This is a genomic window from Mesorhizobium sp. B283B1A (genome assembly GCF_020165735.1).
Classification (GTDB): domain Bacteria; phylum Pseudomonadota; class Alphaproteobacteria; order Rhizobiales; family Rhizobiaceae; genus Mesorhizobium; species Mesorhizobium opportunistum.
Genome location: NZ_JAIUIQ010000007.1, coordinates 1 through 22,731, shown reverse-complemented (window position 1 = coordinate 22,731; position 22,731 = coordinate 1). Strand labels below are relative to the sequence as shown.

Genomic DNA, 22,731 nt, shown 5'->3' with positions numbered 1-22,731 from the left:
GAAAAAACGACTCCAAGAGGAAACGCCATGACCGGCATGACCGTGTTCGAGACCCGCTACGGCTTCCGTCGCAACGAGGTGCTGCTCGCCAACTGGCGCGAGAACCCATTCAACCGATGGTCGTTCCAGAACCTCGGCGAACTGGTGCCGACGGCGCGCGTCACGGCGGCCGGGGGCATCGAGGCACCGATGCAAGATCTCGGTGGCCTGCTTGGCGAAAAGGTCTCGGTCGCCAGCGCGCCGGAAACGGTGGCCGAATTTCTCGTCCGCTCCAGCACCGACGCGCTGACCATCATGAAAGGCGGCAAGATCATCGGCGACTGGTTCGCGCCGCACATGGATTTCGGCGCCCGCCACATCATCTTCTCGATCAGCAAGTCGGTGACCGCCATCATTGCCGGCATACTGGAAGCCGAGGGTGTGTTCGATCCGGAAGCACCAGTGGCGCACTACATTCCGGAGGCCGCCGGCTCGGCCTATGGCGATGCGAGTGCGCGGCATGTGCTCGACATGAGCGTCAGCCTCGATTTCGAGGAAGCCTATCTCGATCCGGAAAGCGCCTTTGCCCGCTATCGCCGGGCGACGCTGTGGAACCCGGGCGGCGGCACCGAAAGCCTGCGCGAATTCATCCTGACCTTGCAGCGGCTGGCCGAGCCGCATGGCCAGACCTTCCGCTACCGTTCGCCCAATTCCGACCTGCTCGGCCTGTTGCTGGAGCGTGCCTCGGGCCAGCGCTTCAACGAGCTGATGCGCGAGAAGCTCTGGCTGCCGCTCGGCGCCGTCGGCGAGGCTTCTATCGGCGTCGACATGGAAGGCACGGCACGCACCGCCGGCGGCATCTCGGTGACGCCGCGCGATCTGGCGCGTGTCGGCGAAATGATGCGTCAGGGCGGCACGGCCAATGGCCGGCGCATCGTGCCGGAGGCCTGGGTGCGCGACACGACCAGCACCGGCGGCAGCGCGGAAGCCTGGCAGCGCGGCGCGATGCAGCCGCTGTTCCCGAAGGGGCGCTATCGCAACAAATGGTACCAGACCGGACACGAGAACGGCGCCTATTGCGGCATCGGCATCCATGGCCAGTGGCTCTATGTCGACCCCAGGACCGAAGTGGTGATCGCCAAGATGTCGTCGCAGCCGGAGCCGGTCGACGATCCGCTGGATATCGAGCTTGTGGCGTTTTTCGAAGCGCTGAGCCGGATGGTCTAAACGCCTCCTGCCACCAAATTAGCGAGTGCTTTCCTGTGGACCCGCCGGGCTGACGGAAGCGCGGCGGTTGGCGGACCGGATGTCAGCGCCTATGGTCGCCGCTCTTTCGACAAGAGTGGGAATGACATGGCATCCGACATCAAGCGCATCGCAGCCATCATCGCGGCCGAGATCGCGGCGCGCCCCGAGCAGGCGGCCGCGGCGATCGAATTGCTCGATGAAGGCGCTACGGTGCCGTTCGTGGCGCGCTACCGCAAGGAAGTCACCGGCGGGTTGGACGATACGCAGTTGCGCGACCTTGCGGAGCGGCTGGCCTATCTGCGTGAGCGCGACGCGCGACGTGACACGATCCTTGGCTCCATCCGCGAGCAGGGCAAGCTGACCGAGGAACTCGAGGGCAAGATCATCGCCGCCGCCACCAAGGCGGAGCTGGAAGACATCTATCTGCCCTACAAGCCCAAGCGCCGCACCAAGGCCGAGATCGCTCGGGAGCGCGGGTTGGGGCCGCTGGCGGAGGCCATCCTCGCCGATCGTTCGCTCGTGCCCGCCGAACTGGCGCTGGCCTATGTCAGCGAAGAGGTGGCCGATGCCAAGGCCGCATTGGAAGGCGCGCGCGACATCCTGTCGGAACAGTTCGCCGAAAATGCCGATCTTGTCGGCAAATTGCGGACCTACATGAAGGAACGCGCCTTCATGCGCGCCAGGGTGGTCGACGGCAAGCAGGAGGCGGGCGCGAAATTCTCCGACTATTTCGACCATGTCGAACGCTGGGCAAATGTGCCGAGCCACCGCGCGCTGGCCATGCTGCGCGGCCGCAACGAGGAGGTGCTGTCGCTCGACATCGAGGTCGATGCCGATGACACCTCGCCGGTGAAGCCGGTCGAGCGAATGGTCGCCAATGCCTATGCCATCGGCGGCAGCCTGCCGGGCGACCGCTGGCTGATGGAGGTCGCGGGCTGGACATGGCGGATCAAGCTTTCGCTGCACCTGACGCTTGATCTGATGCGCGACCTGCGCGAGCGGGCCGAGGAAGAGGCGATCCATGTCTTTGCCCGCAATCTCAAGGATCTGCTGCTCGCCGCGCCGGCAGGGTCGCGGCCGACGATGGGGCTCGATCCCGGCATCCGCACCGGCGTCAAGCTGGCGGTGGTCGACGGCACCGGCAAGGTGCTCACGACGACGACCGTCTATCCCTTCCCGCCAAAGAACGATGTGAGGGGCACGCAGGCGGAACTCGCCAGGCTCGTTCGCCTGCACAAGGTCGAGCTGATTTCCATCGGCAACGGCACCGGCAGCCGCGAGACGGAGAAGCTGGTCGCGGACATGCTGTCCGACATGCCGTCCGACGGCGGACCGAAGCCGTTGAAGGTGATCGTCAGCGAGGCGGGCGCCTCCGTCTATTCTGCATCGGCGACGGCTGCAGCGGAATTCCCCGGTCTCGACGTATCGCTGCGCGGCGCGGTGTCGATCGCGCGACGTCTCCAGGATCCGCTCGCCGAACTGGTCAAGATCGAGCCGAAGTCGATCGGCGTCGGCCAGTACCAGCACGATGTCGACCAGTACCGGCTTGGCCGGTCGCTGGAAGCGGTGGTCGAGGATGCCGTCAACGCGGTCGGCGTCGATCTCAACACCGCTTCAGCGCCATTGCTGGCGCGGGTTTCGGGCCTTGGCGCATCGCTGGCCGATGCCATCGTCGCGCATCGCGACGCGACCGGCCCCTTTGCCAGCCGCAAGGATCTGCTGAAAGTGCCGCGGCTCGGACCTCGCGCGTTCGAACAGTCCGCCGGCTTCCTGCGCATTGCCAATGGCAGCGAGCCGCTCGATGCCTCCTCGGTGCATCCGGAAGCCTATGGCGTGGCCAAGAAGATCGTCGCCGCCTGCGGCCGTGATGTGCGTTCGCTGATGGGCGACAGTGCCGCGCTCAAGGCACTCGATCCGCGCGTCTTCGTCGACGAGCGTTTTGGCCTGCCGACGGTGCGCGACATCCTGGCCGAGCTGGAAAAACCCGGCCGCGATCCGCGTCCCGGCTTCAAGACCGCGACCTTCGCCGACGGGGTCGACGACATCAAGGATCTGAAGCCCGGCATGCTGCTGGAAGGCACGGTGACCAATGTCGCCGCCTTCGGGGCCTTCGTCGATATCGGTGTCCACCAGGACGGTCTGGTGCATGTCTCGCAACTGGCCGACCGTTTCATCAAGGACGCGCATGAGGTGGTCAAGGCCGGCGACGTGGTCAAGGTGCGCGTCGTCGACGTCGACACCAAGCGCAAACGCATCGCACTCTCCATGCGCAAGGATGGCGGCGAGGGCGGCGCATCGAGAGGGCCACGCGACAATGGTGGCGGCAAGCCGGCGCCACGTTCGCCAATGCCCCAGCGTCAACCGGAGCGGCCGGCCCAGCAGGGCGCGTTTGGCGCCGCGCTGGCAGATGCGCTGAAGCGGAAGTAGCTACCAAGCCAGAACGGCCGGCTCCTTCTCAAGCTGGCCCAGCAGCCAGTCGCGAAAACTGGCGACGGGCGGGTGGCCTCTCTTGTCGTGAGGCACGACGAGATAATAGGCGCTGCGGCTTTGCATGGGTTGGCCTGGCGCCGGCACGAGCTGGCCGCGCTGCAATTCACCCGTGATGAGGATGAGCGGCAACAACGCGACGCCGAGCCCTGCCATGCACGCCTGGGCGGCGGTGCCGAACTGCTCGAACTGCATGCCCGGTCCGGTCGGCGCGCTCAGGCCCTGGTGCTCGAACCATTCGGTCCAGGCGCCGGGCCGCGTCGCCATGTGCAGCAGCGGCAAGCGGCCAATATCGGCCGGCGTGGCAAAGGCGCGGCCGGCGAGGAAACCGGGCGACACTACCGGCGCCACCGTCTCGCGCACCAGGAGCGTGGAGTCGGCCTCCGGCCAATCCGGCAGGCCGTAGTGGATGGCGGCGTCCAGCCTCTCCCTGGCGAAATCGAAGCGGCCGACGCGGGTGACGAAGTTGATGGTGATATCGGGATTTCTTTCCACGAAATCAGGGATCATCGGCATCAGCCAGCGCGTGCCGAACGTCGGCAAGATGGCCAGGTTCAGGATGCCGCTATGTCGATTGCTCATCAATCCAAGGGCTGCGTCGCGCAACTGGCCGAGGGCCGAACGCACGGCGTCGGCATAGATTTCGCCGGCTGTCGACAGCCGGACATTGCGGCTGTCGCGCTCGAACAGCCGGCGGCCGAACTGATCTTCGAGTAGCTTGATCTGCCTGCTGACCGCGCCCTGCGTCAGATCCAGCTCCTGCGCGGCGGCGGTGAAACTGCCAAGCCGGGCCACCGCCTCGAACGCGGCAAGGGCGCTGATGTTGGGCAAAAGGCGGCGTTGGACACTCATCATTCATTCCTAATGCTCATTGATCGGTGAAGCAATTTCGTTTGATTTTTTCATGCCACGGGCCGATAAGCCGGACTTCACCCGTTTTGAGGATCGAGATGCCATGGCCGCCGACAAGAATGCATTCGTCTGGGAAGACCCGTTCCTGATCGAGGGCCAGCTTTCGGAAGACGAGCGCATGGTGCGGGACGGCGCGGCGGCCTTTGCCGCCGACAAGCTCGCGCCGCGCATCGAGGAGGCGTACCTCGAGGAAAAGACCGACGCCGGCATCTTTCGCGAGATGGGCGAGGCGGGTCTGCTCGGCATCACCATCCCAGAGGAATATGGCGGGCTCGGCGCCAACTATGTCACCTACGGGCTGGTCGCGCGGGAAGTCGAGCGTGTCGATTCCGGTTATCGTTCGATGATGTCTGTGCAGTCGTCGCTGGTTATGTATCCGATATACGCCTACGGCTCGGAGGCGCAGCGCAAGAAATACCTGCCGAAGCTGGCGTCGGGTGAATGGATCGGCTGCTTTGGCCTTACCGAGCCGGATGCCGGCTCGGACCCGGGCGGCATGAAGACGCGCGCCGAGAAGACCGCCAACGGTTACAAGCTCACCGGCTCCAAAATGTGGATTTCCAACGCGCCGATCGCAGACGTGTTCGTCGTCTGGGCGAAGTTGAAGGGTGACAACGGCAAGGACGAGATCCGCGGCTTCGTGCTGGAAAAGGGCATGAAGGGGCTGTCGGCGCCGAAGATCGGCGGCAAGCTGTCGCTGCGCGCGTCGATCACCGGCGAGGTGGTGATGGAAGGCGTCGAGGTCGGCGAGGACGCATTGCTGCCCAACGCCAAGGGCCTTGGTGGCCCGTTCGGCTGTCTCAACCGGGCACGCTACGGCATTTCCTGGGGCGCCATGGGTGCCGCCGAGGATTGCTGGCACCGGGCGCGCCAATACGGCCTCGACCGCAAGCAGTTTGGCAAGCCGCTCGCCGGCACGCAGCTGTTCCAGAAGAAGCTCGCCGACATGCAGACCGAGATCGCGCTTGGCCTGCAGGGCTCGCTCAGGGTTGGGCGGCTAATGGACGAGGGCAAGATGGCGCCGGAGATGATCTCGATCGTCAAGCGCAACAATTGCGGCAAGGCGCTCGACATCGCCCGCCAGGCCCGCGACATGCACGGCGGCAATGGCATCCAGATCGGCTACCACGTCATGCGCCACGCGCAGAATTTGGAGACGGTCAACACCTATGAGGGCACGCATGACGTGCATGCGCTCATCCTGGGACGGGCGCAGACCGGGATACAGGCGTTTTTCTGAGCCGCGACCGTTGCCTAAATTAGGTGCACCGCAACATCTCTGCTTGGAGAATGGCCGCCTGATGTGTCAGGGTCTAGCGTTCGTTTGAAACGCTGAATTCCGGGGCCCTATGGCAATTCTGGCAGCCGTCTATCACCTGACCCATTACAAATACGACCGGCCGGTGGTGCTCGGTCCTCAAATCATCAGGCTTCAGCCGGCGCCGCATTCCCGCACCAAGGTGCTCAGCCATTCGTTGAAGGTCGAGCCGGCGAACCACTTCGTCAACCTGCAGCAGGATCCCTACGGCAACTTCCTCGCCCGCTTCGTGTTTCCGGAACCGGTGACGGAGCTCAAGATCGAGGTCGATCTCGTCGCCGACATGACGGTGTACAATCCGTTCGATTTCTTCGTCGAGCCGTCGGCCGAGACGTTTCCGTTCGAATACCCGGAAGAGATCCGCGACGACCTCGCCATCTACCGCACGCCGGAGCCGGCGGGACCGCTGCTCTCGGCCTTTCTGAAGACCGTCGACCGCAGCGCGGAAAATACGGTCAATTTCCTCGTCGATCTCAATGCCAGGCTGCAGCGCGAGATCGCCTATATCGTGCGCATGGAGACCGGCGTGTTCTCGCCGGAGGAGACGCTGGCCGCGGCCAAGGGATCGTGCCGCGATTCGAGCTGGCTGCTGGTGCAGATCCTGCGCAATCTCGGCATCGCCGCGCGCTTCGTTTCGGGCTATCTGATCCAACTGAAGCCGGATCTGGTGGCGCTCGATGGGCCGGCCGGTACATCCGTCGATTTCACAGACCTGCATGCCTGGTGCGAGGTCTATCTTCCGGGCGCCGGCTGGATTGGCTTCGACCCGACCTCCGGCCTGCTCACCGGCGAGAGCCATGTGCCGTTGGCGGCAACGCCGCATTTCCGCAATGCGGCACCGATTTCCGGCATGGCGAGCTTCGCCAATGTCGAGTTCGGCTTCGAGATGCGGGTCGATCGCATCGCCGAGCATCCGCGCATCACCAAGCCGTTCTCCGACGAAAGCTGGCAGGCGCTCGACGTGCTCGGCAACAAGGTCGATGCCGCGCTGACGGCCGGGGACGTGCGGCTGACCATGGGCGGCGAACCGACCTTTGTGTCGATCGACGACTTTGAATCCGCCGAGTGGAACACCGCCGCCGTCGGGCCGACCAAGCGCGAAAAGGCCGATGCGCTGATCCGAAGGCTGCGCGAACGCTTCGCGCCTGGCGGCTTCCTGCATTATGGCCAGGGCAAATGGTATCCCGGCGAAACCCTGCCGCGCTGGACCTTTTCACTCTACTGGCGCACCGACGGTCAGCCGGTATGGAGCGACCCGTCGCTGATCGCGCACGAAAAGAGCGCGGCCGATAATGTTGGCCCGCAGCAGGCGGAAAACCTGCTGACGGCGATCGCCGGTGAGCTTGGCATCGACACGTCCATGGTCAGCGAGGCCTATGAGGATCCGGCCGAGTGGCTGCTCAAGGAAGGCAAGCTGCCAGAGAATGTCGATCCATCTAACTCCAAGCTGGAAGACCCGGAAGAACGCAGCCGCATGGCAAAGGTGTTCGAGCGCGGGCTGACCAAGCCGTCGGGCTATGTGCTGCCGGTGCAGCGGTGGAACAGCCAGGCGTCGGACCCTCGCTGGCGGTCCGAAAAATGGACGACGCGGCGCGGCCGGCTGTTCCTGGTGCCGGGCGATTCACCGGTCGGCTATCGGCTGCCGCTCGGCACGCTTCCTCACGTGCCGCCGGCGCAGTTCCCCTACATCGTGCCGGTCGATCCGTCGCTGCCGCGCGGCCCGTTGCCGACGCGTGAAGCCATGCTGCCAGGGCCCGCGCCAGCCGAGCTTGAAGGCGCCGACGAGATGGCGCGGCGCCAGCAGGCGGCTTCATTCACGGCCGCCACCGGCCAGCAGGACCGGGTCGAGCAGGAAATCACCGAGATCGGCGGCGCCGTGCGCACGGCGCTCTCGGTCGAGCCGCGCGATGGACGGCTATGCGTCTTCATGCCGCCGGTCGAGGCGCTGGAGGACTATCTCGAACTGGTTGCCGCCGCCGAGAACGCAGCAAAGGCCATCGGTCTTCCTGTGCATATCGAGGGCTATGGCCCGCCGCACGATCCGCGCCTCAACGTCATCCGCGTGGCACCCGATCCCGGCGTCATCGAGGTCAACATCCATCCGGCTGCCAATTGGCAGGACTGCGTGGCGACGACAACGGGGATCTACGAGGAGGCGCGGCTGACGCGGCTTGGCGCCGACAAGTTCATGATCGACGGCCGCCATACCGGCACCGGCGGCGGCAACCATGTGGTGGTCGGCGGCGCGACGCCCAATGACAGTCCGTTCCTGCGCCGGCCCGATCTGCTGAAGAGCCTTGTGCTGCAATGGCAGCGGCATCCCTCGCTGTCCTATCTGTTCTCCGGCCTGTTCATCGGACCGACCAGCCAGGCGCCGCGTTTCGACGAAGCGCGTCACGACTCGCTCTACGAGCTCGAGATCGCCATGGCGCAGGTGCCGCATCCGGACACCGGCTCTGCACCTCTGCCGTGGCTGGTCGACCGGCTGTTCCGCAATTTGTTGACCGACGTCACCGGCAACACGCACCGCTCGGAAATCTGCATCGACAAGCTGTTTTCGCCGGACGGTCCGACAGGGCGTCTTGGGCTGGTCGAATTCCGCGGCTTCGAGATGCCGCCCAATGCGCGTATGTCGCTGGCACAGCAATTGCTGGTCAGGGCGATCATTGCTCGCGCGTGGAAAAACCCGCTCGACGGGCGCTTCGTGCGCTGGGGCACCTCGCTGCATGACCGTTTCATGCTGCCGCATCATGTCTGGGCGGATTTTCTCGATGTGCTGGACGACCTCAACCTCAATGGCTTCGAATTCCGTCCGGAATGGTTCGACGCCCAGCTCGAATTCCGCTTTCCCTTCTGCGGCGAGGTCCAGCATGCTGGCATCAAGCTGGAGCTGCGGCAGGCGCTGGAGCCGTGGCATGTGATGGGCGAGCAGGGCGCCATCGGCGGCACCGTGCGCTTCGTCGATTCCTCGGTCGAGCGGCTGCAGGTCAAGACCGAGGGTCTCAACCCCGAGCGTCATGCGATCGTCTGCAATGGCCGCATCGTGCCGATGAAGGTTACCGACAACCGCGAGGTCGCGGTGGCGGGCGTCCGCTTCAAGGCCTGGCAGCCGGCCTCCGGCCTTCATCCGGCGCTGCCGGTCAACACGCCGCTGGTGTTCGACATCTATGACCGCTGGTCCGGCCGGGCGGTCGGCGGTTGCGTCTACCACGTCGCGCATCCCGGCGGGCGCAATTACGACACCTTCCCGGTCAACGGCAACGAGGCCGAGGCACGGCGGCTCGCCCGCTTCGAACCGCGCGGCCACACGCCATCAGGCTATGTGCTGCGCGAGGAACAACCGGCGGAAGATTTCCCGATGACCCTTGACCTTCGGCGGCCGGCAAGACTCTGATCAGCGATGGCAAAGGGGAATCACAGAAGGGTACGCGGCAAGCCGCAGACCCACAGCCTGCTGGAGCACTACCAGCCGATTGACGGCGTCGTCGACGAGATGGTCGATGCGTCGGGCAATCCCCGCCAGGTCTGGAAGCATTTCATCGAGGCGCTCGACGAACTCGGCGCCGAAAGGCTCGGCCAGCGCTTCGCTCGCGCCGACCAGTATCTGCGCGATGCCGGCGTCTACTACCGCGTTTATGACAAGGCCGGCGCCAATGAACGCGAATGGCCGCTGGCGCATGTGCCGCTGCTCATCGAAGACGCCGAATGGGCCGACATCAGCGCTGGCCTCGTCCAGCGCGCCGAGTTGTTCGAGGAAACCATCGCCGACATCTATGGGCCGAACCGGCTTGTCGAAAAGGGCATTCTGCCGGCGGGGCTGATTGCCGCAAGCCCGGAATATTTGCGGCCGGTGGTCGGCACCAGGCCGCCCGGCGGCCATTTCCTGCATTTCTGCGCCTTCGAGCTTGGCCGTGGACCAGACGGAAGGTGGTGGGTGCTGGGCGACCGCACGCAGGCGCCGTCCGGCGCCGGTTTCGCGCTGGAGAACCGCGTCGCAACCACGCGCGCGCTGTCCGACATCTATGGCGAGATGCATGTGCATAGGCTGGCGGGCTTCTTCCGCCGCTTCCGCGATGCACTGATCGGCATGGCCAAGGAAACCGACGGTCGTGTCGCCATCCTGACGCCGGGGCCGCTCAACGAAACCTATTACGAACACGCCTATATCGCCCGCTACCTCGGCATCATGCTGCTCGAAGGCGAGGACCTGACCGTTTCCGGCGGCCGGCTGATGGTCCGCACCGTGTCGGGCCTGATGCCGATCAGCGTATTGTGGCGACGGCTCGATGCCGCTTTCGCCGATCCGCTGGAACTGAGATCGGATTCGCAGATCGGGACGCCGGGGCTGGTCGAGGCGATCCGCCAGGGTGCGGTTGCGACGGTCAATGCGCTGGGTTCGGGGCTGATGGAAACGCGGGCGCTGCTCGGCTTCCTGCCCAAGATCGCGCGCGAGCTGCGCGGGGAGGAACTCAAGTTGCCCAGCGTGGCGACATGGTGGTGCGGGCAACAATCCGAACGCGCGCATGTGCTGGCCAATATCGACCGTATGGTGATCGGCCCGGCACTATCGACGAGGCTTGCCTTCGAGGATGACGGCCAGACCAAGCTCGGCTCGGCGCTGTCGGCCGGAGAGCGGGCGGAGCTGGTGGCGCACATCGAACGCGAGGGCGCCGCCTTCGTCGGCCAGGAAGCGGTGACGCTTTCGACGACACCGGTCTATGTCGGCGGTTGGCTGGAGCCGCGGCCGGCGAGCCTGCGCGTCTATCTGGCGCGCACGCCCGAGGGCTGGACGGTGATGCCGGGCGGTTTTGCCCGCGTCGGCCTGTCGCTCGACCCGACGGCGATCGCCATGCAGCGCGGCGGCCAGGCGGCCGACGTCTGGGTGGTCAGCGACCGGCCGGTGGAGCGCGAGACGCTGCTGCCGCAGGAGGGCGACAGTTTCAGCCGCACAAGGCCAGGCAGCCTGCCCAGCCGCGCGGCGGAAAACCTGACCTGGCTCGGCCGCTACATCGAACGCTCGGAAGACACGGTACGCATCCTGCGGGCCTATCATGTGCGGCTCGCCGAGACGTCCGATCCGGACATGCCGCTGCTGGCCGATATCAGGGATTATCTCGAACCGTTCGGCATCGACGTCGAAACGGCTATACCGTCGGGACTGATCGGTACGCTGGACAGCGCCGTCTACAGCGCGGGCCAGATACGCGACCGCTTCTCGCCGGATGGCTGGCTGGCGCTCAAGGACCTGTCGAAGACCATTCATCAGTTCGCAACGACGGTGGCGCCCGGCGATGACGCGACGCGGGCCATGACCGTCATCCTGCGCAAGCTCGCCGGCTTCTCCGGCCTGCTGCACGAGAACATGTACCGCTTCGCCGGCTGGCGCTTCCTCGAGATCGGCCGGCGGCTGGAGCGCGGCATCCAGATCGCCCGCACGCTCGCCCGGCTGACCAGCACCAAGGCGCCTGACGGCGCGCTCGACATGATGCTGGAGATCGGCGACAGCGTGATGACCCATCGCCGGCAATATCCGGTGCAGGCCGGCCGGCGCACGGTGATCGATCTTCTGGCGCTCGATCCGCTCAATCCGCGCTCTATCCTGTTCCAGCTCGAAAGGCTGAAGGCCGAGATCGGCCTGTTGCCCTCGGTTGGCGGCGAGGGGCATATGTCGCCGGCGGCCAAGGAGATCCTGCAGCTCAACACGGCCATCGCCATCAAGGAGCCGTCGGACATGACGGCAAAGGCTCTGGACGATCTCGCCAGCGAGATAGGCGGCCTCTACAGCAGCCTTTCGAAAGCCTATTTCGGCTAGGCCCCAGATCGCACGGTTTTGCGACCGGAACCCGGGCCAAGACAAGAAAAGTAGGGCATGCTTTACGACATCAGGCTTCATCTGCACTACGACTACGCAGCCGCGGCCGGCGGCGGCCGCCATCAGATCCGTGTTCTGCCGTCTACGATTTCCGGCGTGCAGCGCGTCATTGCGGCATCCCTGTCCTTTGCGCCGGCGCCCAATGAACGGTCGGATTTCTCTGACTTCTTCGGCAACAGTGTTACCTCGATCGCCTTTCGCGATGCGCATGACGCGCTCGACATCAGGATGAGCGCGCGCGTTTCGGTATCGCGGCCCGAGCCGGGGCTCGATGTGTCGCCCGATATCGGCCGGCTCAGGCAGGAACTCGCCGCGGTGCGGTCGTTGGCGTCTGCCTCGCCGCATCACTTTCTGACTGCCAGCAGCCATGCGGGCATCGATGCCGCGATCACCGCCTATGCGCAGGACAGCGTCGGCAACTCGGCCGCCGGTACGGCGCTGACCCTGTGCGAGCGCATCCACCGCGATTTCACTTATGATGGCGAGGCGACCACGGTGCGGACCCGGGCCAGCGATGCTTTCAAGCTGAAACGTGGCGTCTGCCAGGATTTTTCGCACATCATGATCGCCGGCTTGCGCGGGCTCGGCATTCCGGCCGGCTATGTCAGCGGCTTCCTGCGCACCATTCCGCCAAAGGGGAAGCCACGGCTGGAAGGCGCCGATGCCATGCACGCCTGGGTCAAGGTGTGGTGCGGGCGCGACGCCGGCTGGCAGGAGTTCGACCCGACCAACGGCATGCGGGCCAGCAACGACCATATCACGGTCGGCTTCGGCCGCGATTATTCGGACGTGGCACCGATCGTTGGTGTGTTGAAGACCACCGGCGGGCAGGTCGGTGAGCAGGCTGTCGACGTCATTCCGGTTGCCCTCGAAAAGGCATGAGGCGGACCGAAACAGGAGGCGCACCCTGTCGCTGCAAATGCGGGTGGATGAAGCGGCTTCTCAAACGTCGAAGGGGCCGCTATTCTATGTTCGTTTCGAGGGGACAGCCATTATACTGCTAGAGCGCGCAGGCGCGGGATTTTGTAATTGAAAGCGGTCAGCGTCGTCATTCCTGCCCACAACGCGTCGGCTACCATTGGGACAACGTTGGCGTCGCTGCGAGGCGAGGCCGAGGTCATCGGCGAGGTCCTGCTGGTCGACGACGCATCGACGGACGACACGGCGGCGGTCGCACGGCAGGCGGCGGCACAACTGTCGCTGCCGCTACGCGTGTTGCCGGCCGACTGCCGCGATGCCGGTGGCGCCCGAAACGGGGCGCTGGCGCAGGCGCTCCATCCCTGGGTGTATCTGATCGACGCCGACGACCTGCATCTTCAAGGTGGATTGCGCGCGCTGCTGCGGCAGGCGCAGAGCCAGCCGAAAGCCGACATGATCGTTGGCGCCTACCGCCGACGCGTGAATGGCCAGGACCGGCAGATCAAGGTGCCGAACGGCTATCAGGACGCCTGCCTCGCAAACGCTTCGGCCTATGTCAAAGGCGATATACGTTCGGTGGCCGTGGGCAGCGTGCTGGCATCCCGGCGCCTGATCGGCGAAACACGGTTTCCGGTCAGCCTTGCCTATGACGAGGACACGCTGTTCTGGGCGCGGCTGATGAGCAAGGCGTCGCTGGCCATGATTCCGCAGCCCGTCATGGTCTATGAGGTTTCGCCGGCCCGTTCCGACGATCGTTTCGCGATCAACCCGGTGCGGCGCTTCCTGGAGTGGCGCCATGAATTGCGCAAACTCACCGATTGCAGCATCCCGCTCTCGGCGCTGAAGACCAGGGAGGGGCTTGTCGCCCTCAAGATCGCGCGCGTCCACTATGCACGGGGCGACCTCGACACCGCCGCACGGTTCCTGGCGGTAGCCGCGGCCGCGCCGAAGCGGCGGTCGGAAGCCTGGCGCTGCCTGCGCTACAGGCTGAAGCTCGCCGTGCGATGCCGTCTCTCGGCACCACGGATAGAACTGCAAAGCGCCCTCTAACTCTTTCTTTTTGATGCAATTCCCAAAGGGAAAGCGCTGCGCTTTTCCGGGAAACCGTTTCATACTTTTCCTGGAATTGCTCTGGATTCCCCGCATCTCGCCGGCCGACGGATGTCGGTTGCCACCGACTTTGCGGCCGGCGGTGGAACCAGCGGTCAGCCAACGGCTTATCTACGGATATTTGGCGTGGAGCGGTCATGCTGCAGAGATCCGGATTATCGCGCGGCACGTCGGCCGACAGCGGCGCTGTGCCGAAAAACGGGGCGCAAACCTCGGCCGAACACGCCGCGCTGACCTATGTCAGCGATGCCGAGCCCGGTATTCGCCGGCTGAAGGCAGGCAAGGGATTTTCCTACAAGGGACCTGACGGACGACCGGTCTCGAATGCCGCGAGGGCGCGTATCGAGGCGATCGTCATCCCGCCGGCCTGGACGGATGTCTGGATTTCGCCCGACGCGAACGGGCATATCCAGGCGACCGGAAGGGATCAGCGGGGGCGCAAGCAGTATCGCTATCATCCGCAATGGGCCGAAGAACGCGACAGCGCCAAATATTCGAGCCTCGTCGCCTTCGCCGAAAGCCTGCCGGAGCTGCGGCGCACCATAGACGGCGACCTGCGCCGTCACGGCCTGCCGTTCGAGCGTGTCGTTGCCGCTATCGTCTGGTTGCTCGACAACACGATGATCCGCGTCGGCAATGCCGCCTATGCCCGCGACAACAAGAGCTTCGGCCTGACGACGTTGCGAGACCGCCATGTCGACATCAAGGGATCGAGCCTGCGCTTTGCGTTCAAGGGCAAATCCGGCAAGGAATGGAAACTGAAGCTGGTCGACCGCCGCATCGCCGGCATCGTGCGCGGTGCGCAGGATCTGCCGGGCCAGAAGCTGTTCCAGTATCTCGACGAGGAGGGCAACAGGCGTCCGGTCCGCTCCGACGATGTCAACCGCTATATCAGGGGCGCTGCCGGCGATGCGTTCAGCTCGAAGCATTTCCGCACATGGGGCGGCACCATCCATGCCGCGTCGCTGTTTGCGCAGACGGAATTGCCCGAAAGCCAGGCACAGCAAAAGCGGGTGATGAACAGCGTCATCGACAAGGTGGCCGAGCGGTTGGGCAACACCCGCGCCGTCTGCCGAAAATGCTATATCCACCCGCGGGTCTTCGAAGCCTGGTCACAGGGGCGCCTACTTGCCGAAATGGCCGAAGCCAACAGGCGCAAGCGTTCCATCGACGGTCTCGACGAGGAGGAAGCGCTCGTGCTGAGATGGTTGAGGGCACATGAAGGTTGATTGCGGTTGCCAGCGGCGGCAAATCCAAAGCCGTCGGATTTTTTTATCGACGTCGTGTCGGGATCGGTCTTACTGTTTCGTCCTTTGATACAGAAAAGGACCGCCCATGCTTTATGCCATCCTCTGCTATGCCTCCGAAGACGTCGTCTGCTCCTGGAGCAAGGAGCAGGACGACAAGGTCATGACCGATCTCCTCGACGTTCAGCAGAAGTACGCCAATGCCGGCCGGCTCGGCCCGGTGGCGCGGCTTTTGCCGACGACGGCGGCGACGACGCTGCGGAAGGTCAAGGGCGAATCGGTCGTCATCGACGGGCCGTTCGCCGAGACCAAGGAACAGTTCCTTGGCTTCTACACGCTTGATTGCGCCGATCTCGACGAGGCGGTCGAATTCGCGCGCGAACTTTCCGAGGTCAACCCGAGCGGCGGTTCCTACGAAATCCGGCCGGTCTCGATCTTCAATCCATCCAAGGTTGCCGTATGACCGAACTTGCCTGGATCAGCTCCGCGATCAGCGCCGCCCGCCCGCAGGCGATGGGCGCGCTGCTGCGCTATTTCCGCGATCTCGATACCGCGGAGGAAGCTTTCCAGGATGCCTGCCTCAGGGCGTTGAAGAACTGGCCGCAGAACGGGCCACCGCGCGACCCGGCGGCCTGGCTGATCTTCGTCGGCCGCAACAGCGGCATCGACGCGGTGCGCAAGCGCGCCAAGCAGGCGCCGATGCCGGAAGAGGACCAGATCTCCGATCTGGAGGATGCCGAAAGTGATATCGCCGAGCGGCTGGACGGCGCGCATTACCGCGACGACATCCTGCGGCTGCTGTTCATCTGCTGCCACCCTGATTTGCCCGCGACACAGCAGATCGCCGTCGCGCTGCGCATCGTCTCCGGTCTCACCGTCAAGCAGATCGCGCGGGCCTTCCTGGTCGGCGAAAGCGCCATGGAACAACGTATCACCCGCGCCAAGGCGCGCATCGCGGACGCCGGCGTGCCGTTCGAGACGCCGGGCGCGGTCGAGCGCTCGGAAAGGCTGGCTGCGGTGGCGGCCATGGTCTACCTGATCTTCAACGAAGGCTATTCGACCAACAGCGGCGAGGCGCCGGCCCGTGCGCCGCTCTGCGAGGAGGCAATCCGGCTGGCTCGGCTGCTGCTCAGGCTGTTCCAGACCGAACCGGAGATCATGGGGCTGACAGCGCTGCTTTTGCTGCAGCATGCGCGGGCGCCGGCCCGTTTCGACCAAGACGGCGAGATCGTGCTGCTCGAGGACCAGGATCGCGGCCTGTGGAGCCGCAAGATGATCGACGAAGGGCTGGCGCTGGTCGACAAGGCGTTGCGCCATCGCAAGCCCGGTCCCTATCAGGTGCAAGCGGCAATCGCGGCGCTGCACGCCCGGGCTACGAAGGCCGAGGATACCGACTGGGTGGAGATCGACCTGCTTTACGGCCTGCTCGAACAAATGCAGCCATCGCCGGTGGTGACGCTCAACCGCGCGGTTGCGGTCTCCAAGGTGAGCGGCCCGGAAGCAGCCCTTGCCATGATCGAACCGCTGGAGCCGAGGCTTTCCGGCTATTTCCACTTCTTCGGCCTCAAGGGCGGGCTGTTGATGCAGCTCGACCGGGGCGACGAGGCGCGCATCGCTTTCGACCGCGCCATCGCGCTTGCCAATACGGCGGCCGAAGCGGCCCATATCCGCATGCATATCGACCGCTTGATGAAGGACGGCGCCGTGCGCGCGCCGGCAAAAAAGGCCAACTAAGCTCCGTCTGCCTGGCTCAATCGTGCAGGTTGGGCTTGGACCATGCCGGGGTGGCGATTTCCCCCTGAAACGCGTAATGCCACGCCATGACTGTGCCCGAGATGCCAGCCGGCACGCGGGAACGTGGCGCGAAGCTCTGACCGAAGCCATTTGAGCGACGGGATCTGAAAGGGACAAAAATGACGATAGCGAAGGAAACGGCCGAACTTCTGGCGAAACTGGGTGTCGCCAAGGACGCGCTTGTTGGCGGCGACCTGATCGTGCGCAGCCCGGTGACGGGCGAGGAGATCGCGGCGCTGAAGACCATCTCGCCGACTGAGGCGGCCAAGACCATCGATGCCGCGCACAAGGCATTCCAATCCTGGCGGCTGGTTCCGGGTCCGAAGCGCGGCGAACTGGTGCGCCTGCTTGGCGAGCAACTGCGTGCGCATAAGGCCGAGCTCGGCCGGTTGGTGTCGATCGAGGTCGGCAAAATTCCGTCCGAGGGCCTCGGCGAAGTGCAGGAGATGATCGACATCTGCGATTTCGCCGTCGGTCTGTCCCGGCAATTGTACGGCCTGACCATCGCCACCGAGCGTCCAGGCCACCGGATGATGGAAACCTGGCATCCGCTTGGCGTCGTCGGCGTCATTTCGGCCTTCAACTTCCCGGTCGCGGTGTGGTCGTGGAACGCAGCGCTGGCGCTGGTCTGCGGCGACGCGGTGGTGTGGAAGCCGTCGGAGAAGACGCCGCTGACCGCACTTGCCTGCGAGGCGATCTTCAAACGCGCCGTCAAGCGCTTCGGCGCGGACGCGCCGCAGGGCCTGGCGCCGGTGCTGATCGGCGATCGGGCGGTCGGCGAGATCCTGGTCGACCATCCCAAGGTGCCGCTGGTTTCGGCCACCGGCTCGACCCGCATGGGCAGGGACGTCGGGCCGCGCCTGGCCAAGCGCTTCGCGCGCGCCGTGCTGGAACTCGGCGGCAACAATGCCGGCATCGTCTGCCCGACGGCGGACCTCGACATGGCGCTGCGTGCGATTGCCTTTGGAGCGATGGGCACCGCTGGCCAGCGCTGCACGACGCTGCGGCGCCTGTTCGTGCATGACAGTGTCTATGACGCCCTGGTTCCACGTCTGAGGAAGGCATACGAAAGTGTGTCGGTCGGCAACCCGCTGGAGACCTCTTCGCTGGTCGGGCCGCTGATCGACAAGGCTGCCTTCGACAACATGCAGAAGGCTTTGGAGGAAGCGGTGTCGCATGGCGGCAAGGTGACCGGCGGCGCGCGGGTCGAGAACGGCCATCCGGACGCCTACTACGTGCACCCGGCGCTGGTCGAGATGCCGAAACAGGTCTCGCCGGTGACGGAAGAGACCTTCGCGCCGATCCTTTATGTGATGAAATATTCGGATTTCGATACCGTGCTCGACGAGCACAACGCGGTTGGCGCCGGCCTGTCGTCGTCGATCTTCACCCGCGACCTGCAGGAATCCGAGCGTTTCCTCGGCGTCGACGGTTCGGACTGCGGCATCGCCAACGTCAATATCGGCACGTCGGGGGCCGAGATCGGCGGCGCGTTTGGCGGCGAAAAGGAAACCGGCGGCGGCCGCGAGAGCGGGTCCGACGCGTGGAAAGCCTATATGCGGCGCGCCACCAATACGGTGAACTATTCGAAGGCGCTGCCGCTTGCCCAGGGCGTCTCGTTCGACATCGATTGAGATTGCCGACCAAGGCCCGTGTCAGCGTGCTCGGCGAGCATCAATCGACACGGGCTTTGGCAAGGCGTTGGCGACGATGGCCAGCTTGACCGCGTCCCTCTCGCGCGGCGCCGCTCAGGCGCCGGCTTGCGATGGCGGGAAGCAAGCTTTGAAGGCATCGTCGACGACGGCCAGCTTGGCGGCCTGCACGGTCATGTATTCCTCGTAGAATCCGTGCGATACCCACATCACAGAATGGCCTCGCTGGCCGAGCCAGCCGATGCTGCCGAGTTCCTCGGCGGTCCGCAGTTTGCGGCCGAGATGGGTCCGCGACAGCTTGAGCCATTTGGCGAAGTCGCCGATCGCAACCACGCTAGTCGGAATCCGCTCCAGGTCGGCATGGTCGGGATCGATGCCTGACATTAGCCAATCCATGACGATGCCGCCATTGTTGAGCCAGATGAACAGGGAAAAGGTCTGGTTGGGTTCGCGCACCGGCTTCGAGGCAAGCAGGCCGTCAGCCACCAGGGGCTGCAGCGTGGCAAGCATGTCGGGCCGGTCCAGGTATCTGGCGAGCCGGTCGCCCCCATCGATATGGTCAAGCGTGCGCAGATGGGCGATCACCCAGCCGGTGAATCTCTCGATGGTGGCCGCGGTCGGTTGCAGGGGATGGGTGCGGCCATCCCCACCCGCCACATACTCCGCGATCTTGTAGTGCAGCATCTCCTTGATGAAAGCGTCCGCAGTGTTGCGGCTGGCTACCTCGTTCTTGTGCACGACCTCGATGAAGCGCGATACGGTCAGGTCCTTGCGGCGGTCGTTAGGGTCGCGCCTGAAGTGCATGGCCAGGCCGACATGACCCAACAGCCAGCGCTGCTGCGTGGCAAAAATGGACGCCAGCCGCGGGCTCTCCTCATAGATTCGGATCAGCGCCTTCGACTGTTCTTGAACGTAGCGGTGCAAGGCCGGATGTCGGGCTATGTCTTCCAGATTCAGCGCTGGTCTCCTGATGCTTGAATCAAACTCGCATGGCGAAGTTACGTTTCCCATTTTCCAGTCTTCAACACTTGTGTCCAGACGTACCAATTGTGGAGAACTGGGCCAACCAAGGCATGGAGCTACGGCGATGGGTCATGATCCAGTCCGCTAACTGATTGCTAGGGCTTGGAAAACCCCTTCCAATAATAGTCAGCCGAACGGCCGCCCGTTTAATTGATCTTCATGAGGGCCAGGCATGGTTTCCGCGTCATTCCGAGCGGCGGGGCACGCCTTTCGGACATGAGTGCGGACCAGCCATGGTCTGACGAGCGATAAGAGATCGCTCGGCGGCGAAGCTTTGCCGCGTTCTACTCCGAAAAGTGACTGAGTGGATTATCGAAAGAAGATCGTGATTGGCAAAAATGCCGACGGCCTGATTGTCTTTGGCGGGCCGCCGGCGCGTGGAACATGGCTGATCCGGTCGCCCTGGACGCAACTCATTCGGCGGCCTGAACGCGGTTGGCCAGGATGATGGCGCGGATCTCGGACCGGCAGGAGCCGCAATTGGTGCCGGCCTTCAGCGCATCGCCGATGGCTTCGACGGTCGTGCAGCCGGCCGCCGCGGCCGTCACGATCTGGTTGACGCCGACGCTGAAGCAGGAGCAGACGGTCGCGCCGGCATCGGGCCGTTCGGCGCCGGCACGACCGGCGACGATGCGGAAGCGTTCGCGCGTGCCGGCGTGGGATGTTTCCAGCTGTTCAGCCGCCCAGCCGCGCGACACCGCGACCGGACCGGGCGCGACGAACAAGGCGCCGGCGAGGCGCTCGCCATCAAAAGCGGCAATGCGATGCTGGCCGGCCTCGCGGTCGTGATAGGCAAGCATTTCTTGTCGCGGCTCCACACCAAACAGTGACCGGGCAAAGCCCGTCCAATCGACCTCGGCCCCGGCGAAAGCAAGCTCGACCCGCCATCCACCCTTGCAGCGGGCTGCCGCCCAATAGGGAGCGGCAATTGCCTGGGGATGTTGCCGCGTCACCGCGAAACCAAAGGCCCTGGCCGCAAATTTCTCGATATGGGCCGCGACGTGTTTCAGCGCCGGCTGGCCTGAGATTGGATCGGTGAGCGGCGCGGCAAGCGTGTCGAGCCGCCCTTTGGCGGCGAACTGATCGGTCCAGTGCATCGGCGCGAACAGGCTGCCACGGCGCTGGCGGGCCGTGATCAGCGCACGCGCGAACACTTCGCCACGCGGGCTGGAGATGCGCACGATGTCGGCATCGCCAATACCATGGTGTTCTGCATCCGCCGGATGGATTTCGACGAAGGGCTCGGCGATGTGCTGGGACAGACGTGGGCTTTTGCCGGTGCGCGTCATCGTGTGCCAATGGTCGCGGATCCGGCCTGTGTTGAGGACGAGTGGGAAGTCAGGTGTGGTGCGGATTTCCGTGGTGGCGCGGATGGCGATGAAGCGCGCCTTGCGGTCGGGGGTGTAGAAATTGCCGTTGGCGAAGAAGCGGGTGTTGGAGGGGCCAGGTCCAGCTTGAACATCCCCCTCTGGCCTGCCGGCCATCTCCCCCGCAAGGGGGGAGACTGGCAGCTTTGATGCCGGCATATGTCCTGCGTCGTCGGTAATTGGCGAATGCCGCGACAACAGCTGATCTCCCCCCTTGCGGGGGAGATGGCCGGCAGGCCAGAGGGGGGTGCCTGAGCTCGGCGCTGGCCATTGGAACGGCTCAAGCACCCCATAGGCCTCCGCATCGATTCCAGCATAAGCACCAATATCGAAATCCCGCGCGCCTTCATTTTCGAACCCAGACAGCGCGGCATGCTCGCCGAAAACCGCCGCCGGCGTCTTATGCGCAAACGCCTCGCCAAATCCCATCCGACGCGCCACCTCGGCAATGATCCACCAGTCGGGCCGCGCTTCACCGGGCAGGCTGAGAAACGCGCGCTGGCGCGAGATGCGGCGCTCGGAATTGGTGACAGTGCCGTCCTTCTCGCCCCAGGCGGCGGCGGGCAGCCGGACATGGGCGTGGCGGACGGTGTCCGTGCTGGCCAGCACGTCGGAAACCACGACGAACGGGCAGGCCTTGATCGCGGCCTCGACGGCATCGGCGTCCGGCATCGAATCGACCGGGTTGGTGGCTATGATCCACAGCGCCTTGACGCGCCCGTCGGCCACACCTTGAAACATCTCGATCGCCTTCTGGCCAGGCTTTTGCGCGACATCAGGTGCATTCCAGAAGCGCCGCACGCGGTCACGGTGTTCGGGGTTCTCGATCTCCATATGGGCGGCGAGCATGTTGGCCATGCCGCCGACCTCGCGGCCGCCCATGGCGTTGGGCTGGCCGGTCACCGAAAATGGTCCGGCGCCCGGCCTGCCTATGCGGCCGGTGGCGAGATGACAGTTGATGATGGCGTTGACCTTGTCGGTGCCTGCGGACGACTGGTTCACGCCCTGGCTGTAGACGGTCACCGTCTTCGCGGTCGCGGCAAACAGGCTGTAGAAACGGACAAGCTCGTCTTCGCCGAGGCCCGTCGCTGCGGCAACGCCCGCCAGATCGAGCGCCGAGGCGGCGAAAAGCGCTTGTCCGAAACCGGTGGTGTGCGCGGTGATATAGGCGCGGTCCAGCGCATTGTGCTGGCCGAGCCAGGCGAGCAGACCGGTGAACAAGGCGACGTCGCCATCCGGCGCGATCGCCAGGTGCATGTCGGCAATGTCCGAGGTCATGGTGCGGCGCGGGTCGACCAGCACGATCTTCATGTCCGGCCGCCTTTGGCGGGCCGCGGCGATCCGCTGGTAGAGGACGGGATGGCACCAGGCGAGGTTGGAGCCGACCAGCACGATCAGGTCGGCAAGCTCGAGATCCTCGTAGTTCCCTGGCACCGTGTCGGAGCCGAAGGCGCGGCGGTGGCCGGCGACCGACGAGGCCATGCAGAGACGCGAATTGGTGTCGATGTTGGCCGAGCCGACAAAACCCTTCATCAGCTTGTTGGCGAGATAATAGTCCTCGGTCAGCAACTGGCCGGAAACGTAGAAGGCGACCGCATCCGGTCCGTGCTCGGCGATGGTTTGCGAGAAGGTCGAGGCGACAAGGTCGAGCGCCTCGTCCCAGCCGGCCCGGCGGCCGTGGATTTCGGGATGAAGCAGCCTGCCCTCGAGGTCGATGGTTTCGGCCAAAGCCGAACCTTTCGAACAGAGCCTGCCGAAATTCGCGGGATGGTCGGGGGGGGGGGGGGGGGGGGGGGGGGGGGGG

The 22,731-nt window shown here is 64.9% G+C and carries 14 protein-coding genes; 11 read left to right on the top strand and 3 right to left on the bottom strand.

Features of this window, described 5'->3' with window-relative positions; all coding sequences use genetic code 11:
• The first annotated feature begins 27 nt into the window (after nucleotides 1–27).
• Both LB577_RS07510 and LB577_RS07505 read left to right on the top strand, forming a co-directional pair.
• Nucleotides 28–1,206, top strand: a complete 1,179-nt coding sequence (locus tag LB577_RS07510) for a serine hydrolase domain-containing protein (protein WP_224686211.1) — start codon at nucleotides 28–30, stop codon at nucleotides 1,204–1,206.
• Between the two features lie 126 nt (nucleotides 1,207–1,332).
• A complete protein-coding gene (locus LB577_RS07505) occupies nucleotides 1,333–3,654 on the top strand; it encodes a Tex family protein (protein ID WP_224686210.1) in 2,322 nt (773 codons plus the stop codon).
• Here the strand turns inward: LB577_RS07505 and LB577_RS07500 are convergent, their stop codons facing one another.
• Nucleotides 3,655–4,566: a LysR family transcriptional regulator gene (locus LB577_RS07500; protein WP_224686209.1), complete on the bottom strand. Its 912-nt coding sequence runs from the start codon at nucleotides 4,564–4,566 to the stop codon at nucleotides 3,655–3,657.
• 103 nt (nucleotides 4,567–4,669) lie between these two features.
• On the opposite strand from LB577_RS07500, the gene LB577_RS07495 reads away from it, so the two are divergent.
• From LB577_RS07495 to LB577_RS07455, 9 genes are all read left to right on the top strand, one after another.
• Nucleotides 4,670–5,866 (top strand): acyl-CoA dehydrogenase, encoded by a 1,197-nt coding sequence (locus LB577_RS07495; protein ID WP_224686344.1) that lies wholly within the window; start codon nucleotides 4,670–4,672, stop codon nucleotides 5,864–5,866.
• Nucleotides 5,867–5,975: 109 nt separating this feature from the next.
• Nucleotides 5,976–9,338 carry a DUF2126 domain-containing protein gene (locus LB577_RS07490; protein ID WP_224686208.1) on the top strand — a complete coding sequence of 1,121 codons (3,363 nt, stop codon included), beginning with the start codon at nucleotides 5,976–5,978 and terminating at the stop codon, nucleotides 9,336–9,338.
• Nucleotides 9,339–9,344: 6 nt separating this feature from the next.
• Nucleotides 9,345–11,756 carry a circularly permuted type 2 ATP-grasp protein gene (locus LB577_RS07485; protein ID WP_224686207.1) on the top strand — a complete coding sequence of 804 codons (2,412 nt, stop codon included), beginning with the start codon at nucleotides 9,345–9,347 and terminating at the stop codon, nucleotides 11,754–11,756.
• 57 nt (nucleotides 11,757–11,813) lie between these two features.
• The gene (locus LB577_RS07480) at nucleotides 11,814–12,698 is read left to right on the top strand and encodes a transglutaminase N-terminal domain-containing protein (protein WP_224686206.1); all 885 of its coding nucleotides are present in this window, start codon (nucleotides 11,814–11,816) and stop codon (nucleotides 12,696–12,698) included.
• A 147-nt stretch (nucleotides 12,699–12,845) separates the two neighbouring features.
• Nucleotides 12,846–13,784: a glycosyltransferase family 2 protein gene (locus LB577_RS07475; protein WP_224686205.1), complete on the top strand. Its 939-nt coding sequence runs from the start codon at nucleotides 12,846–12,848 to the stop codon at nucleotides 13,782–13,784.
• Between the two features lie 197 nt (nucleotides 13,785–13,981).
• Nucleotides 13,982–15,073: a DNA topoisomerase IB gene (locus LB577_RS07470; protein ID WP_224686204.1), complete on the top strand. Its 1,092-nt coding sequence runs from the start codon at nucleotides 13,982–13,984 to the stop codon at nucleotides 15,071–15,073.
• 106 nt (nucleotides 15,074–15,179) lie between these two features.
• The gene (locus LB577_RS07465) at nucleotides 15,180–15,554 is read left to right on the top strand and encodes a YciI family protein (RefSeq protein WP_224686203.1); all 375 of its coding nucleotides are present in this window, start codon (nucleotides 15,180–15,182) and stop codon (nucleotides 15,552–15,554) included.
• Nucleotides 15,551–16,825 (top strand): RNA polymerase sigma factor, encoded by a 1,275-nt coding sequence (locus LB577_RS07460; protein WP_023778441.1) that lies wholly within the window; start codon nucleotides 15,551–15,553, stop codon nucleotides 16,823–16,825. Before LB577_RS07465 ends, LB577_RS07460 begins: the two co-directional genes overlap by 4 nt.
• Nucleotides 16,826–17,004: 179 nt before the next feature.
• Complete coding sequence (locus tag LB577_RS07455; protein ID WP_224686202.1) at nucleotides 17,005–18,519, top strand: aldehyde dehydrogenase family protein; 1,515 nt, start codon at nucleotides 17,005–17,007, stop codon at nucleotides 18,517–18,519.
• A gap of 114 nt (nucleotides 18,520–18,633) precedes the next feature.
• On the opposite strand, the gene LB577_RS07450 is transcribed toward LB577_RS07455, so the two are convergent.
• Nucleotides 18,634–19,548 carry a hypothetical protein gene (locus LB577_RS07450; protein ID WP_224686201.1) on the bottom strand — a complete coding sequence of 305 codons (915 nt, stop codon included), beginning with the start codon at nucleotides 19,546–19,548 and terminating at the stop codon, nucleotides 18,634–18,636.
• A gap of 425 nt (nucleotides 19,549–19,973) precedes the next feature.
• A partial coding sequence (locus LB577_RS07445; RefSeq protein ID WP_224686200.1) for a nitrate reductase occupies nucleotides 19,974–22,731 on the bottom strand: 2,758 nt, incomplete at its 5' end.